Source organism: Paenibacillus sp. Marseille-Q7038 (assembly GCF_965111595.1).
Map to the genome: position 1 here is coordinate 242,965 of NZ_CBCOOM010000001.1, position 15,652 is coordinate 258,616.

Sequence of the window (15,652 nt, forward strand, 5' to 3'; positions counted from 1 at the left end):
TACATTTTCTTTCTCTTACATAATCGGTCGGTTTCTTGTTTAGTCATTGTTCATATATCCGTGCTACCTTTTTAATCACCATACTCAATTACTTCAATCTTATTTAGCATAGCTTCAGGCATTTTTGACATAGCTTCTTCAAATGTTGAATATTTCTTATTATTTGATAGGAGATAGATGGTATCTCCATCATGGCCTATGTGAAAAACACTAGCATCTTTTATATCACCAAGAATAATAATACCAAACTGCCCCTTATCCCCAACTTGTTCAACCCGGCAAGGATTTATTTTTGTGCTTAAAATGCTTAAATCATTCACAGACATAGAAAATAACTCAATCAATTCTGAAATCGAACATAATTCTTATTTATTATTTGCCTGTACTATGTAGTACAATTGTTTGCGTCTAGAATTTTCGATTTTTGTAACTTCATAAGGCAGTGTGCACATTTCTGAAAAAAGATCATGAAATACATTATCTGAGATTACGCAATAATAAACAGGATACTCATCTAAGTTGTCGATCCATTCTGCAAATGGTTTGATTCTAAATTGTCCTGTTCCTGGACTGGAAAGAATGATTACATACTTACTCTCCTCATCTATTCCGAATTCAAAATCATTCACTATATGTTTTATTTTGATATGCTCATTGGCGGCATAACCGATATCCATTTCAATCTCTCCTAATTATCTACATTACTCTTTATAAAAATAGTATAGAAAAGATCAACAATTGGCTACTAAAGAGTGCTAGTTGAGAAATTTGATGAACAGATGGATAAAAAGGGCAGCTGATTCGAATCAGCTGTTTTTTTGCATCACGAATAAAATTAGAGGATTTGAGTTAATTTACAGTAAGCGAAGAAATACATAGAAGGAAGGGTTACTCTAGTGGAAGAAAATAATATTGTCGTTGCCGTATTCAATGATGACAGCAAGGCTTATCAAGTTCTATCTGAATGTAAATCTAAAAGGCATGAACAATATAAAATATTGGATGCAGCCGTCATTCAGAAAGAAAACGGGAAGATTGTTTTCAAAGATGGGTTTAGCTCACCAAGTGAAGCAGACGCTTCGGCATTAAAAAGCAGCCTGATTGGTTCCATGATTGGAATTTTGGGCGGTCCGATCGGTATTTTGCTTGGTGGAAGCATTGGTTCCATGATTGGGGCGAGTAAAGTCGTAAACCGTCATAAGGAAGGCTTTAGCCTGATTGAGCGGACAGTGGCTGAATTATATAACGGGGAGACTGCTTTTGTTGCCAATATAAAAGAAAACAATGAGGTCGCTTTTAATTACTTTCTTCAGCAGTATGATCCCCAATTGGTGTACCGAAAAGAAGTATCGATGATGGAACATGAAATGAATAAGGCCAGGGAGATGGAGCAACAATTAGCTCAGGAGGAGGAAGAACGTAAACGAAAAGAACGAGTAGAAGACATACAAGAAAAGGCAGAGGAAATGAAGGAACGGATTAAGTCGGAGTTTCATCGGATCAAAGAAAAATTAACAGATAAATAAAAAGAAGGGCGTAAGAATGGAAGGTGAAAACCTTATCTTACGCCCTTTTTGCTATAAATTTTTAATTGAATTAAGAATCTTCTTCATCCCATTTTTTTGAATAACCTTTCTTGATCGCATAGAAGAAGGAGTACATCAAAAGCGCAGACACGACGACAACAAGTCCAATAAGCAGTCCTGATTCCAAGTATATAGCCCCCTGACGCTCGTATTAACGATAGATAACGTATGCCTTTACTATACTTGAAAGGTGTATTTTTACAAGTGAAGTAAACATTCTATATTTCTTTCAATAATCAAATAACCCCGAAACCAAGATAGGTTTCGGGGTTAACTAATGTAAGAGAGCTTAAGCGTTCAAGACAAATTTTTCAATGACTTGCTTGATTCCGTCTTCATTGTTACTGAGCGTAATATAGTCAGCAATTTCTTTCAGTGCAGGAATGGCATTACCCATAGCAACACCTAGGCCGGCAGCTTCGAGCATTTCGTGGTCATTCCAAGAATCACCTACAGCAATGGTATCTTTAAGATCCACTCCAAAATGGTTCGCAAGGAACGTTAGCGCATGACCTTTTGTTCCTTCATGATGCATGATTTCAAGGAAGTGAGGTTTGGATTTCGTAATATGAACCTCGCTGCCGAGCAGCTCACGCAACTGTGGAGCGATTTCGTCCAGCAGTTCCGGAGTATCGATCATGAGCAGTTTTGGTGCAGGCTGCTCAATCATTTTCATGAAATCAGGTTCAATATAATAAGGTGTCTTGTTCAGATTACAGTAGTCAATCAGCTTCTCGTTCTCCTCGCGGGAGTACAGCTTATCATCAACATAAGTTTGAAGATGCAAATTCCGTTCCAGACAGAACTCGTAAAGCTTGCGAGCTGCATCTTTGGGAACATAACGTTCATAAAGGACTTCTTCGTCCATCAAATTCTTGATGAGTGCACCTTGATACGTAATGATGGGAACGTTGAGTCCTGTTTGTCTAGCAATCGCTTGAGCGGAAGCATAGGCACGTCCCGTTGCAAGGGTAACGACTACATCTTTGGCTACAGCTGCTTCTAGCGCACTTTGTGTTGCAGGGGTTACTTCTTTGTCGTCATTAATCAGAGTGTCATCAATATCAATCGCGATCAGTTTATAAGTCATGGTTTCTCTCCTCTATATCTAGTTCTATTATTTGTGTGGTATAACTCTAAAGGGTAGCCCTACTCTTCAAGAAAAACAAGACCGATGAAGTCATCCATATCGAGATTGCCAAAATAATGCTTTATATCAACGTCTTTGAGTGCTTCTCTAACTTCCGCTTCCTCATAACGTTTGCCACGAAGCGAGTTCTCGATATCAGCGACATCTCCTACACCAAAGAAATCACCGTAGATTTTAATATCCTCGATTCGGCCTTCTTTGATATTCATACGAAGATCGATAATACCGACCGGGAATTTCTTAGAATGTTTCACGTTACTTTCCGGTGACTGTCCATAGTTCCAATCCCAGTTCTGATAACGTTCTTTAGAAATTTCATGGATTTTCTTCCAATCTTCTTCTGTCAGATGATACTGAGGAACTTCACTTGCTTCCATGCCAAAAATATGACGAAGAAGTTCTTCACGGAATTCTACAATCGTCATGTCTTTATCCATCAAAGAACGGATATTCGTTACACGGCTGCGTACGGATTTGGTGCTCTTCGATTTGAACTTCTCTGGATTCACCTTTAATGAAGCTTGTACATCGTCGAGGTTCAGATCAAACATGAGCGTACCATGGCTGAACATCCGGCCGCGAGTTGCAAACTGGGCATTTCCTGAAATTTTTTGTTCTCCGACTTGAAGATCATTACGTCCAGTAAGTTCTGCGTTAACGCCAAGATGATGGAGTGCTTCTACAACAGGCTGGGTGAACTTACGGAAGTTGTGGAACGAATTTCCGTCATCTTTTGTAATGAAGCTGAAGTTAAGATTGCCTAAATCATGATATACGGCACCGCCGCCAGAAAGTCTGCGCACAACGGTAATTCCATTCTGCTGTACATACTCCTGGTTAATTTCCTCAATGGTGTTCTGATGTTTCCCAATGATAATAGAGGGAGCGTTGATATAAAACAGCAAGTAACTCTCGTCCAAAGACAAGTGTTTAAGGGCATATTCCTCGATGGCGAGGTTAATCCGTGGATCCGTAATGCCTTGATTGTCAATAAACAACATGGTGATTTCCTCCGATACCTTATAAAATATGTAAGCAAGAATCATAAACGGGACATGCCCGAACAATTCTGATGAATACAAAAAGACTCTATTCTTATTGTAAACCAATAACGCAAACGATACAAAAGAGAAATCCCATTGACGCAATCTAAAATCTCCCATCATAATGGGAACGTCATGCTGTAATGCAGCAAAGAAAGGAAGGACATACCTTTGATTGAAATCTATGGACATGGCGGGGATGTAGAAACCGCAGCGCGTAGGTATGGAAAGAAACCTGCCGATTTTCTTGATTATAGTGCCAACATCAATCCTCTTGGACCACCGGAGGAAGTGAAAGTAGCCTTGAAAGAGGGCTGGAAAGCAATCATTCGTTACCCCGATCCAGGACACCGGGCGCTGAAACAGAGATTATCAGCCCAAGTAAAGCTTGGAGAAGAACACATTCTCATTGGAAATGGTGCTGCCGAATGTATGGCTCTTTTGCTTATGGCATTGTCACCGGAAACCGTTGGAACGATTGAACCTGGCTTTTCCGAATACCGTTCACTTGCCCTTCAATTTGGAGCCAAGGTAGACTCTGTATATGGTCAACAGGAACTTGAATACCGGGCAGATGTAAACGACATTGCTACGCTTATGGAAAGGGTACAGGTTCTTTTTATCGGTCAGCCAAATAATCCGAACGGAGTTCAGTATTCGCTGACGGATCTTGTGACGCTAGCGAAGAAGGCGCATCGAACAAAAACGAAACTGGTTATTGATGAAGCCTTTATTGACTTTATTCCGGAGGAAGAGCGCATTTCAATCGCATCTTCACTAGAGAAATATCCGGAAGTTATCATCATTCGATCAATGACGAAATTTTATGCTATTCCGGGACTGCGGCTCGGTTATGTGCTCGCAAGTCCTGACCTCATTCGTTCTATGACTCAGAAGCAAGTAACCTGGAGTGTGAATGGTCTTGCCTTGCTTGCAGGGGAAGCTTGTCTTCAGGCAGGCTCTTCCTACGAACAAAATACAATATCGCTGATTAAAGCAGAGAGAAAAAGGCTTGCAGAGGGTCTTAGAAAATATGGGTTTACTGTATATCCAGGGGAAGCAAATTACTTGCTGGCTGAAGCAAGAGCACCATGGACCGCCGGTACACTGCAGGAAGCAATGGGACGACAAGGGATTCTGATTCGCAGCTGTGCAATGTACCCGGGGCTTACTGAGCACGCTTTTCGTATTGCCGTTAAGGGTACAGAACAAAACACGCAGTTTTTAGAGACATTTAGGCAGATCATGGAGGGAGCAAAGTAATGGCGACGCCATTCTTACATACAGATTCTGAATCCGAAGGTTTACCGGTGTTGTATTCATCAAGACGATGGCCAGGGATGACCATCTCCCGTTATGAAGGGCATCTGCTTCTAAAGTCTCCTCATATGCTGGATGCGATCTCCAGCAGCATTCATGGAGGGGGGATGAGTCGTTTGGACCGTGCTGTCAACATTTATGTGGATCGGCACTATGATTCAAGTGACCCTGCCCGTGATATTCAGCAGTTGCTTAAAAAATGGGGTCATCCGGATCATCAGACTGCAGGACTGCTAACTGCGGTTAGACTAGAGCATGTTTCTATTGTGGAAGAAGAGGCCAATGGAGTGGTTTTATTATGCTGTACAACTGCAGGAGTATCTAATGGGGCAAGAGCGGGTTCACCGAGGACTGTATTTGATGCGGGTTATAGTCCAGGTACGATCAATATCATGCTGTTCATAGCCGGAAAATTAACTCCATTTGCACTCGTGAATGCGTTGCAAACAGCGGTTGAAGCGAAGGTTGCGGCTCTCCAGGACTTAGGTGTAAGAGATGCAGAGAATGGACTATGTGCTACCGGAACAACTACCGATGCCATCGTTATTGGAGCCAGCGGACTTGCTGCGGATGGGACAAATGCGAGACTTACGCATGCTTATGCGGGCACGGCAACCCGACTCGGCGATAGTATTGGACGGCTCGTATATCAGTCTGTTACCGAGAGTTTATGTGCTTCAGGTTACACAGCAGAGAGGAGGCAATTATTATGATGGGAGCTTGGATTATTCTAGCTGCTTACACACTGGATCTTATCATCGGTGACCCAAGGTGGATCCCTCATCCGGTTATTACCATGGGGAAGGCGATTACTGGTCTTGAGAATACCATTCGCAGAAAAGTGACAACGCAGCGAGGACTGCGTTATGCAGGGTTTCTTTTTCCTTTATTAATTGTTACTGGGGCATTTGTTCTGACTTGGGCGTTGTTAAAGTTACTATTTTATACCCATCCAGTGCTTGCTATAGTGGGTGAAATCTTGCTGATTGCCACAACGATCGCAACAAAAGGATTACGAGATGCAGGTTTAGATGTATATAAACATCTTAGGGCCGGCAAATTGCCGGAAGCAAGGGCTGCACTAGGCATGATTGTAGGTAGGGATACGAAACAGCTGGAGTCTCCTGAAGTGGTAAGGGGAACCGTTGAGACCGTAGCCGAAAACATTGTAGATGCGATTATCTCTCCTCTGTTTTTTGCTTTTCTTGGGGGAGCGCCTCTTGCCATGGCTTATCGCGCGGTAAACACACTCGATTCTATGGTCGGTTATAAAAATGAAAAATATAAATCGCTAGGTATGGCCTCTGCTAGACTGGACGATATTGCAAATTTCATCCCAGCACGGATTACGGCACTTCTACTATTTGCTTCCGCTGGGGTATTAGGTCTACATGTGAAAAACAGTATGCGCACAGTGAAGCAGGACGCACGCAAGCACCCAAGTCCTAACGGCGGGTATCCGGAATCAGCCGTTGCTGGTGCGCTCGGGATCCGGCTCGGGGGATATAATGTCTATCATGGGGTTCGTTCGTTCCGTGCTTATATGGGGGTTCCTTACCATGAGATGGAAGCAAGCCATATTCGGACAACAATTACGATGATGTATATTTCATCGAGTCTATTTGTGGTCATCCTCGTGTTCTTGTTATGGCTCATGTCTATTACAGGAGTCGCTTGGCTGTGGTGAGTACGTCTTCTAACCATATGCCTTCTGTCGATGTTTATCTGGTCCGGCATGGACGAACACTTTGGAATGAGCAAAAAAGATATTTGGGACACACGGATATTCCATTGCTTCCTGAAGCGGGAGAGGAACTTGCGGGACTACGTGCTTCTTTGGGGCAAATTCCATTTGACCAAATCTACGTAAGTGATCTTATCCGCTGCGTAGAGACACTGCACATTCTTGTCCCGGAACGGGTTCATACCGCCGTGCTGGACGCAAGGCTCCGGGAGTATCATTTTGGAGCATACGAAGGACAGACGTATGAAATGCTGCAACATGATCCGCTCTATCGTCAGTGGATTGATCGTCCTAACCTTGTGAGACCGCCGGGAGCAGAGTCGTTTCCCCATTTTTCCGAAAGAATTGTCGCGTTTGCGGAACAGCGGATCAGACCTTATTTAGGTAAGACCAAGAGGAGTAATCAACAGGATATAGTCGATAATGAGAAAGAAGTACCTAAGATCCTTGTGGTAACTCATGGCGGCGTTATCAGGCAATGGGCTGCCAAATGGCTTGCAGAAGCCGAATTTAATACTTTTATGCCTCGTCCGGGGGAATGTCTTGTGCTTCGGTTTACTTTGTCAGGCGGAGCACTTTCGGCACAAAAAATAGATTTTTGAATCAATTCCATAACTCATTAAAACGATGTCTTTTGGAACATAAAGGGAATGTTTGGTTGTCGAAAATTCCTCTATCCCCTATAATGGCAAAAGATGTGAAGACCTGATACGAATTGAACTTGAACATCTGAGTACATAAAGACGTCATGTGAATCCATATGAAAAGTCTATAATACCGAGCAAGGTCCAAAAGAATAGATGCTTTCTATTCTTTCGGTTAAAAGGGAAGCTGGTGCAAATCCAGGACGGTCCCGCCACTGTATACCAGGGGCAGCTGCAAAAAATCCACTGTTTTCGTCCATAACGAAGATGGGAAGGGAGCAAGCTGTTATTTTAAACTTGGATAGTCAGGAGACCTGCCTTGCCCTTGGTAAACGTGTAATCCTTCGAGGAAAGGATACGTTTTGCATATTTTTTGTGCCTTTCTAGTTAGAGGCAGCAGCTGCGAGACGTAACCTTGTTCTTATGATAGGAGCAGGGTTTTTTGGTGTTCATACCTGATAGGATCGCTTGGCTTCACGAGTAAAGAGAGGGAGAGAACAATGAAAAAAATGAATGGACGTTTTTTATCAATCTTAATGTCACTTATGCTCGCCATTATGCTGGCAGCGTGTGGTAACGAGACTGGAACAGAAGGACAAGGTACAGGTCAGACAACGGAGCAAGGTACCGCAGCAACAGACAATCAAGATGAGACAAGTCTTGAGACGGTATATCCTCTGACACTCACGGATGCAACGGGAGAGTCGTTCACATTTGAAAAAGCACCTGAAAAAATCGTATCCGTATCTCCAGCAGAGACAGAATCGCTTTATGCGATCGGACTGGACGAGCAAATTGTTGGGGTATCCGACTATGACGATTATCCAGAGCAAGTAAAGGACAAACCGAAGATGGGCAGCCTGTATACACCTAATGCAGAAGCAATCATCGAGGCTGAGCCGGATATTGTCTTCACAGGTATTTCGATGGATGAGGCAGCAGTGCAGAAACTGCGCGATTTAGGAATCGTTATTTTCAAAACAGATCCAAAAACAATTGAAGATGTAATGAAAAATATTGAAGTGTACGGACAAATTACAAATCATCAAGAACAAGCGCAAGAAGTTATTGCGAAGATGAAAGCAGATGTGAAAGAAGTACAAGACAAAGTAGCATCCCTTTCTGATGATCAGAAAAAACAAGTGTATGTAGAATTTTCTCCAGGCTGGACCGTAGGTAAAGGTGAATTTATGGATGAAGTCATTACCCTTGCAGGCGGAGTGAATGTAGGTGGAGATGCAGAAGGTTGGTATGAAATCAGTGAGGAAAACATCATTGCTGCGAACCCAGATGTCATTCTCTATGCAAGCGATGTGGTAGACAATGACAAAACACTCGACCAGATCATTAAAGCTCGTGATGGTTGGAATGAGATTACTGCAATCAAGAATGAGCAAGTGATCTCGATTAATGCCAATCTGCTTAGCCGCCCAGGTCCGCGTGTAACGGAAGGACTTAAAGAAGTAGCGAAAGCGATCTATCCGGATCTGTTCCAATGAAAAAGAAACTAGCAGGATATGGATTGATCGGAATCATCCTGCTTGTACTGACCCTGCTGTTATGTCTTGCGATCGGGTCAGTACATCTCCCGATTCATCATATCGCAGGGATTCTTATGAATCATATTCCGGGGATGGATGGGTTCATTGAACCCGTATGGAATATATCGTCTGAACAGATCATCATGAAGGTGCGTTTACCGCGTGTACTGCTCGGTATCCTGGTTGGTGCAGCGCTAGCCATTGCTGGCGCAGGATTTCAGGGTGTACTTCGTAACCCGCTGGCAGATCCTTATACGCTTGGTGTATCGGCCGGTGCTTCTGTCGGAGCAGCGGTGATGATCTATTTTGGTTTGCAATATGCTTGGCTAGGAGAATGGATGCTGCCGATGGTTGCTTTTACAACAGGGGTCATTACACTATGGGGTGTTCTGATGCTGGCTAGAGAAGGCGGTAAAATACCGACGAACAATTTGATATTGTCCGGTGTTGTGATGAATGCTTTCCTAGGAGCCGTTGTTTCTTTTCTGACTGCTATGTCAAAGGATACGGTCAATCAAATTTTGTTTTGGACGATGGGGAGTCTTAGTTTGCGGGGATGGTCTTACACGGCCATCCTTTTCCCTTATGTAGGGATTGGGATGATCTATCTATGGAGCAGAGGGAGATCACTGAATCTATTGGCACTAGGAGAAAGACAGGCAGCTCATCTTGGAGTTCGAGTTGATGTACTCAAATTATCCGTACTCTTAGTATCTACATTGTTAACAGCTGCAGCGGTATCTGTCGCTGGTGTGATTGGTTTTGTGGGGCTTGTTGTCCCTCATATCATCAGGCTCCTTGTCGGACCGGATTATCGTCTGATTATTCCACTGTCTGCGGTAGGGGGAGGTATCTTTCTGGCCTGGGCCGATATGGGCGCGCGGACATTACTCGCTCCTACGGAGATTCCGCTTGGCGTACTGACCGCTTTTGTAGGGGCTCCGTTCTTTGCTTACTTATTGCATCGGAATAAAAAACGGCGAGGAGGCATCAGCGGATGACAGAAAGATTCGTTCATCAGTCTGAAATCTCGTCTACAGTTCCTGTGGTTGAAGCTACGGCACTCCGTAAAGAGTACAGTCAGTTTATTGCGCTGGATCACATTCATTTTACCGCTGAGGAAGGTGACTGGTGGGGAATTGTAGGGCCGAACGGGAGTGGGAAATCTACTTTGCTTCATTTACTGTCGGGCATCCTGTCACCAAACCAGGGTACGATCCATATCAAAGGCAAACCTGTTCAAGATTACAGCCGTAAAGAGCTTTCGAGGATTATCGCTGTCCTACAGCAAGATGGATTACCTGAGATTGGTTATTCCGTCAGGGACGTTGTGGCAATGGGAAGATATCCTTATCAAGACTGGCTGGGCAGAGATCAGGGCTTTGGAGAAGAAAAAATAGAACAAGTCCTGAAGAAACTCGATCTTACTTCTCTTGCGGAACGCAGATTGGATGAACTTAGTGGAGGTCAAAGACAGCGGGTAGCCCTTGCCAAAGTGATGGTGCAAGAACCTGAAATTTTGCTGCTAGACGAACCAACTACTTTTCTCGACGTTCGTTACCAACTGCAGTTCATGGATCTGCTGGCGCAGTGGCAACAGAGTACAGGGATTACGATTATTGCCGTATTGCATGATTTGAATTTGGCTTCTCTTTATTGTGATTACTTATGTGCATTAAAAGAGGGTAAGCTCTTCCTTCAGGGTTCTCCGGCTGAGGTGCTTACGGAGGAGAATATTAGAGGCTTGTTTGAGATCCAGCCTGTAATGGTTCAACATCCGGATCATCACATCCCTCAGTTTTTACTGCGTAAACAGCAAGAATAAGATGATTTTAAATATGAGAACAAAATAGAAGAGGACCTGATATCCATAAATCAGGTCCTCTTTTTTTTCAACCTAAGGGAATATTTATCTCCTTTTTCAGTTCCTTAAAAAAATGCATGATTTCTTTTGAAGTGTTAACTCACTTTTCGTTATAATCTAAATATACAAGCTGTACAACAGCAGTAGATAAGGATGGAGATATCATGGAGAGAGAACAGCAACTCGAAGCATGGGTTCAGCAGATTACCGCATTAGACGAGGCAGCGCAGAAAGCAGCTGCAAGTCATTTAGATGATTTAACGAAACCACCGGGGAGTTTAGGTAAGTTAGAAGAACTTACGATCCGGTTGGCGGGGATTACGGGAAAGAACATGCCTGCTTTTTCTAGAAAAGCAGTTATTGTTATGGCATCGGATCATGGAGTCGTAGAAGAAGGAGTCAGCAGTTTTCCAGCAGAGGTAACGCAGCAAATGGTTCATAATTTCCTTGCAGGCGGAGCGGCAGTGAATGTGCTCGCTCGTCATGCCGGAGCTGAAGTGATATGTGTAGATATTGGTGTGAACGGTGAGCCTGCTCATCCCGATCTTGTATCTCGTTCCGTCCGCAAAGGAACAGCAAATATGGCGAAGGGTCCTGCGATGAGCAGAGAAGAGGCGCTTGAAGCCATTCTTACCGGGATCGACGTTGTTCAAGAATCCGTGAGAAAAGGGACGCAGTTATTTGTTACGGGAGAGATGGGGATTGGCAATACAACACCAAGTGCGGCAGTTACCAGTGTTCTTACCGGTGTCAGTGTGCAGGAGGCAACAGGAAAAGGGACAGGTCTTGATCAAGCAGGTGTTCAGCATAAAGCAAGCGTGATTGCCCGGGCAATAGAGCTGAATCAGCCCGATCCAAATGATCCAATCGATGTGCTTGCTAAAGTAGGGGGGCTTGATATAGCGGGCCTAGCAGGTGTCATTATCGGTTCAGCTGCCTTGAAATGTCCGGTTGTGATCGATGGGTATATTTCTACAGCTGCTGCTTTAGTTGCCAGTCGTATTGCACCCGCATGCCGAGATTATATGATTGCTTCTCACACGTCGGAAGAAAGAGGGCATGCAGCACTCCTGCAAACATTAGACCTTTCCCCTATGCTTCAAGTTGGAATGAGACTTGGCGAGGGAACGGGCGGCGTTCTATGTCTTCACCTGATTGAAGCTGCAGGCAGAATTATGGACGAGATGGCCACATTTAGCAGCGCAGGTATTTCTAACACCCAAGAGAAGAGTGGGGCACAATTATGATTATTCTTGTAACGGGTGGTGCCCGTAGCGGTAAAAGTACCTTTGCTGAGAAACTGTGCATGAGCCGATCCTCTGAAGCGATCTACATGGCGACTGCACAAGCTTATGATCAAGAGATGACCGACCGAATTGCTGCACATCGCAGTCAGCGTGAAGATGGGGCCTATCTGTGGCATACGATTGAAGAACCGCTTGAGGTAGCTGAGACACTGGACGGGTTAATGGAGGCGACACTGCCTGTACCAACTATATTACTCGACTGTCTTACCTTGTGGCTCTCTAACGTGCTCATTGCCAAGGAACAAGAGGGACCTGACGCAGTAACAGAAGAGATCGACCGTCTTGTCCGCAGTGTTGCTGCTTATCCAGGTCTCATTATTCTGGTGACCAATGAAGTAGGCGACGGGATCGTTCCTGAATATCGATTGGGCCGAATATATCGGGATTATGCCGGAATTCTGAATCAGCGTATGGCAGCAATCAGCCAGGAGGTATTCCTTGTAACGGCTGGTATTGCTATTGAACTGAAGAGCAAGGAGTATAAAGTATGAGAGAAAATACAAAAGCGGCTGCGGCCGCTTTTCAGTTTTTAACACGATTTCGGGTGAAAATGCAGCTTGAATTCACTCCAGAATTAATGACGCGAAGCACCTTATTCTATCCGGTTGTTGGCTTATGTATCGGGGCTTGTGTCTGGATCGCTGCTTGGCTCAGTGGATTCTTATTGCCTCCGGCTCCTTCGGCAGTGCTTGTTCTTACGATCTGGGTATGGCTCACAGGCGGGCTTCATTTAGATGGCTGGATGGACTCTGCTGATGCACTTCTCAGTTACCGAAGCAGGGAACGGATGCTTGAGATTATGAAGGACAGCCGGGTGGGAGCTATGGGTGTGATTGCCTGTGTTCTGCTGTTGATGCTGAAAGTAACGCTTCTATACAGCTTAATGAGACAACCTTTTCTGATTGGGGCAGCAGTCTTGCCTTTTCTATGGAGCCGTTTCTTTATGGTGTATGCCATGGTGAAATACAAACGGGCTAGAGCAGGGGAAGGTCTGGCAGGAATGTTTACAGGGGTTCAGAATGAACTGCTTTACAAAGTGGGAGCGGTAACCTTACTTCTTTCTACGATCTCCTGCGGTGTATTTCTACTTGCTGCGTATGCTGTAGATGGGCCGCAGTTTACATGGACTCTAGATATGGGCGTTATATTGTCTGCCTTTTTTGTTATTCCTCTATTTATATGGGGCTGCGGAAAATGGGCTGCGGATCGGATAAGCCATAGCCTTGGGGGACTCACCGGAGATATCTATGGAGCACTGAATGAGGGGCTCGAAGCAGTCGGGCTGCTCATACTTGTTATTGTCACTACAGTCATGCATTAAGTTGAGAAAATTGCACCCCAAGTCATGTTGTTGGTGAATGGTGATAAGAGAAAGGGGACTCGCTCATGGAAAATAAGAATACCGGGAACGCAGATAAGGAACAGGATAACAAGAAAACACAGGGACAAGCTGCTGTTCTTATGCTTCAAGGAACCGCTTCGGATGTCGGAAAGAGCATTGTTACAACAGCGTTATGCCGCCTTTTTTTACAGGATGGATATCAGCCAGCTCCTTATAAATCGCAAAATATGGCGCTTAATTCTTATGTAACCCTAGATGGGAAAGAAATAGGAAGAGCGCAGGGAGTACAAGCAGAAGCTTGCGGTTTGCCAGCGACAACCGATATGAATCCCATCTTGATTAAGCCGATCAAAGATATGCATTCTCAGATTGTTGTCCATGGAGTACCGAAGATGCAGATGAGCGCGATGGACTATAGGAATCACTTTTTACCGCAAGCGAAAACCATTGTACTAAATGCCCTGGATCGTCTGCGCGAACAATATGATATTGTGCTGATGGAGGGGGCTGGAAGCCCAGCAGAGATAAACCTGAAAGACAGAGATATTGTGAACATGAATTTGGCGGGCTGGGCAGATGCACCTGTTCTGTTGATATCGGATATTGACCGCGGCGGTGTATTTGCTTCGCTAGTAGGCACACTGGAACTGCTTGAACCACACGAACGGGCAAGGGTGAAAGGCTTTATTATTAACAAGTTCCGCGGAGATCTCGCGCTGTTGCAGCCGGGGCTGGATTGGCTTACGGAACGAACGGGAATTCCTGTACTTGGAGTGCTGCCGTATATTCCAGAACTACGTATTGAAGCGGAGGATTCGGTTGTGCTGGATGACCTGCAATATCGCAGACAAAAAGAGAAAGAACTTGATATCGTCGTCATTCGGTATCCCCGGATTTCTAATTTCACTGACTTTGATGCACTCGGCTGGGAGCCTGATGTGGTTGTGCGATATGTCAGTAATGCGGATAACCTTGGCGACCCGGATGTTATTATACTGCCCGGCACAAAGGATACGATCAGCGATCTGACCTTTCTTAGAGAAAGAGGACTAGACCGTGCGATTACCGAGCAGTGGCGCGAACGTGGGGTTCAGCTTGTCGGGATTTGTGGCGGATACCAGATGCTGGGGGAGAGATTGTGTGATCCTTATGCTGTTGAGAGTGAAACAAAGCAAGCGGAAGGACTCGGACTACTGCCGCTTGCTACTACCTTCTCTAAGGAGAAAAGAACGGTTCGCGTGAAAGGTACAGTTGCGAAGGAAAGTCCACTCCGAGTGGATGAGAACAAGGAAACACGGCCTACGGTAGAAGCATATGAAATTCATATGGGAATCACAGAAAGTGACGAATCCGCTGGTATACGAAGCGAAAAGTTCAGACCGTTATTTGTGCTGAATGCAGATGCAGAAACCGTTTCTTCAGCAGAGGGGATAGAGAGTGTACACTTAGAGGGGTGCGGAGCGGCAGACGGAAAAGTGTGGGGAACCTATCTGCACGGTCTCTTTGATAATGATGAATTCAGGCGGACATGGCTTGATGGACTTCGCTTACAGAAAGGACTTCCACCAATCAGCGAAACTTTTCAAGCGGCTGTCTATAAGACACAGGAGTTTGATCGGGTAGCTGAGATTGTCCGTAACCATCTGGACCTGGACCGAATATATGAAATAGCAGGATTGCGTAAAAAAGAGATGTTTAGATAGTTTCTGAAGCAAAGGTTGAAGTATGAAAAGAACGATAAAAAAAGGGTTGCGATGTTCCAGAAATTTATCTCTGGGAAACGCGGCTCTTTTTCTGTTGAGGTAGGGGAGAGTTGGTATATAGTAACCGCTGTACCGCGGCTTGGTATACATGAAAGTTCGTATCTACAAGATGATCCATCCTCGAAAGAGGCTACTATGATCTTTTTGTATAACCTATGGCAAAATGATCCATCCTATACTAAATGTTGTCAGTCTGTCGAAACATATAATGACTCCTTTTATGCTATGGATGGCTCATCCTTAAGACCTGCATTCTAGTAAAGCAACCGAGAAGATTTATAGCTGAGAATTGAGAGGGGATTTGTGTATTATTCTACCTAATTAACCTGAGTTTAGAGGAAGAATTGG

General features: G+C 44.5%; 16 protein-coding genes and 1 riboswitch. Of the genes, 12 read left to right on the forward strand and 4 right to left on the reverse strand.

Annotation, left to right across the window (positions count from 1 at the left end; genetic code table 11):
- Positions 1-71: 71 nt before the first annotated feature.
- Positions 72-326 carry a hypothetical protein gene (locus ACWPWY_RS01190; RefSeq protein ID WP_454190025.1) on the reverse strand — a complete coding sequence of 85 codons (255 nt, stop codon included), beginning with the start codon at positions 324-326 and terminating at the stop codon, positions 72-74.
- Between the two features lie 39 nt (positions 327-365).
- Positions 366-677, reverse strand: coding sequence for a hypothetical protein (locus ACWPWY_RS01195; RefSeq protein ID WP_454190026.1), 312 nt, complete (start codon positions 675-677; stop codon positions 366-368).
- Between the two features lie 219 nt (positions 678-896).
- Here ACWPWY_RS01195 and ACWPWY_RS01200 point away from each other — a divergent pair, with 219 nt between their 5' ends.
- On the forward strand, positions 897-1,526 hold the full coding sequence (locus tag ACWPWY_RS01200) for a hypothetical protein (RefSeq protein ID WP_454190027.1): 630 nt from the start codon (positions 897-899) through the stop codon (positions 1,524-1,526).
- 349 nt (positions 1,527-1,875) lie between these two features.
- Here the strand turns inward: ACWPWY_RS01200 and ACWPWY_RS01205 are convergent, their stop codons facing one another.
- Positions 1,876-2,676 carry a Cof-type HAD-IIB family hydrolase gene (locus tag ACWPWY_RS01205; RefSeq protein WP_454190028.1) on the reverse strand — a complete coding sequence of 267 codons (801 nt, stop codon included), beginning with the start codon at positions 2,674-2,676 and terminating at the stop codon, positions 1,876-1,878.
- A 59-nt stretch (positions 2,677-2,735) separates the two neighbouring features.
- Positions 2,736-3,737, reverse strand: a complete 1,002-nt coding sequence (locus tag ACWPWY_RS01210) for a lipoate--protein ligase (RefSeq protein ID WP_454190029.1) — start codon at positions 3,735-3,737, stop codon at positions 2,736-2,738.
- A 213-nt stretch (positions 3,738-3,950) separates the two neighbouring features.
- On the opposite strand from ACWPWY_RS01210, the gene cobD reads away from it, so the two are divergent.
- The 11 genes from cobD (at position 3,951) to ACWPWY_RS01265 (ending at position 15,244) form a co-directional block, all read left to right on the forward strand.
- Positions 3,951-5,042, forward strand: a complete 1,092-nt coding sequence (gene cobD / locus ACWPWY_RS01215) for a threonine-phosphate decarboxylase CobD (protein ID WP_454190030.1) — start codon at positions 3,951-3,953, stop codon at positions 5,040-5,042.
- On the forward strand, positions 5,042-5,812 hold the full coding sequence (locus ACWPWY_RS01220) for an adenosylcobinamide amidohydrolase (protein WP_454190031.1): 771 nt from the start codon (positions 5,042-5,044) through the stop codon (positions 5,810-5,812). The genes cobD and ACWPWY_RS01220 overlap by 1 nt, the downstream gene beginning before the upstream one ends.
- Positions 5,809-6,786, forward strand: a complete 978-nt coding sequence (gene cbiB / locus ACWPWY_RS01225; RefSeq protein ID WP_454190032.1) for an adenosylcobinamide-phosphate synthase CbiB — start codon at positions 5,809-5,811, stop codon at positions 6,784-6,786. Before ACWPWY_RS01220 ends, cbiB begins: the two co-directional genes overlap by 4 nt.
- Positions 6,780-7,445 carry a histidine phosphatase family protein gene (locus tag ACWPWY_RS01230; protein WP_454190033.1) on the forward strand — a complete coding sequence of 222 codons (666 nt, stop codon included), beginning with the start codon at positions 6,780-6,782 and terminating at the stop codon, positions 7,443-7,445. Before cbiB ends, ACWPWY_RS01230 begins: the two co-directional genes overlap by 7 nt.
- Before the next feature lie 167 nt (positions 7,446-7,612).
- Positions 7,613-7,823: riboswitch (cobalamin riboswitch) on the forward strand.
- A 164-nt stretch (positions 7,824-7,987) separates the two neighbouring features.
- A complete protein-coding gene (locus tag ACWPWY_RS01235) occupies positions 7,988-8,986 on the forward strand; it encodes an ABC transporter substrate-binding protein (RefSeq protein WP_454190034.1) in 999 nt (332 codons plus the stop codon).
- Positions 8,983-10,029, forward strand: a complete 1,047-nt coding sequence (locus ACWPWY_RS01240; RefSeq protein ID WP_454190035.1) for a FecCD family ABC transporter permease — start codon at positions 8,983-8,985, stop codon at positions 10,027-10,029. The genes ACWPWY_RS01235 and ACWPWY_RS01240 overlap by 4 nt, the downstream gene beginning before the upstream one ends.
- On the forward strand, positions 10,026-10,853 hold the full coding sequence (locus ACWPWY_RS01245) for an ABC transporter ATP-binding protein (RefSeq protein WP_454190036.1): 828 nt from the start codon (positions 10,026-10,028) through the stop codon (positions 10,851-10,853). The genes ACWPWY_RS01240 and ACWPWY_RS01245 overlap by 4 nt, the downstream gene beginning before the upstream one ends.
- Before the next feature lie 203 nt (positions 10,854-11,056).
- Positions 11,057-12,139, forward strand: a complete 1,083-nt coding sequence (cobT, locus tag ACWPWY_RS01250) for a nicotinate-nucleotide--dimethylbenzimidazole phosphoribosyltransferase (RefSeq protein WP_454190037.1) — start codon at positions 11,057-11,059, stop codon at positions 12,137-12,139.
- Positions 12,136-12,690 (forward strand): bifunctional adenosylcobinamide kinase/adenosylcobinamide-phosphate guanylyltransferase, encoded by a 555-nt coding sequence (cobU, locus tag ACWPWY_RS01255; protein ID WP_454190038.1) that lies wholly within the window; start codon positions 12,136-12,138, stop codon positions 12,688-12,690. The genes cobT and cobU overlap by 4 nt, the downstream gene beginning before the upstream one ends.
- Entirely contained in the window at positions 12,687-13,520 is an 834-nt protein-coding gene (cobS, locus tag ACWPWY_RS01260; protein ID WP_454190039.1) for an adenosylcobinamide-GDP ribazoletransferase, read from the forward strand. Before cobU ends, cobS begins: the two co-directional genes overlap by 4 nt.
- A 140-nt stretch (positions 13,521-13,660) precedes the next feature.
- Positions 13,661-15,244 (forward strand): cobyric acid synthase, encoded by a 1,584-nt coding sequence (locus ACWPWY_RS01265; protein ID WP_454192756.1) that lies wholly within the window; start codon positions 13,661-13,663, stop codon positions 15,242-15,244.
- Positions 15,245-15,652: the final 408 nt, after the last annotated feature.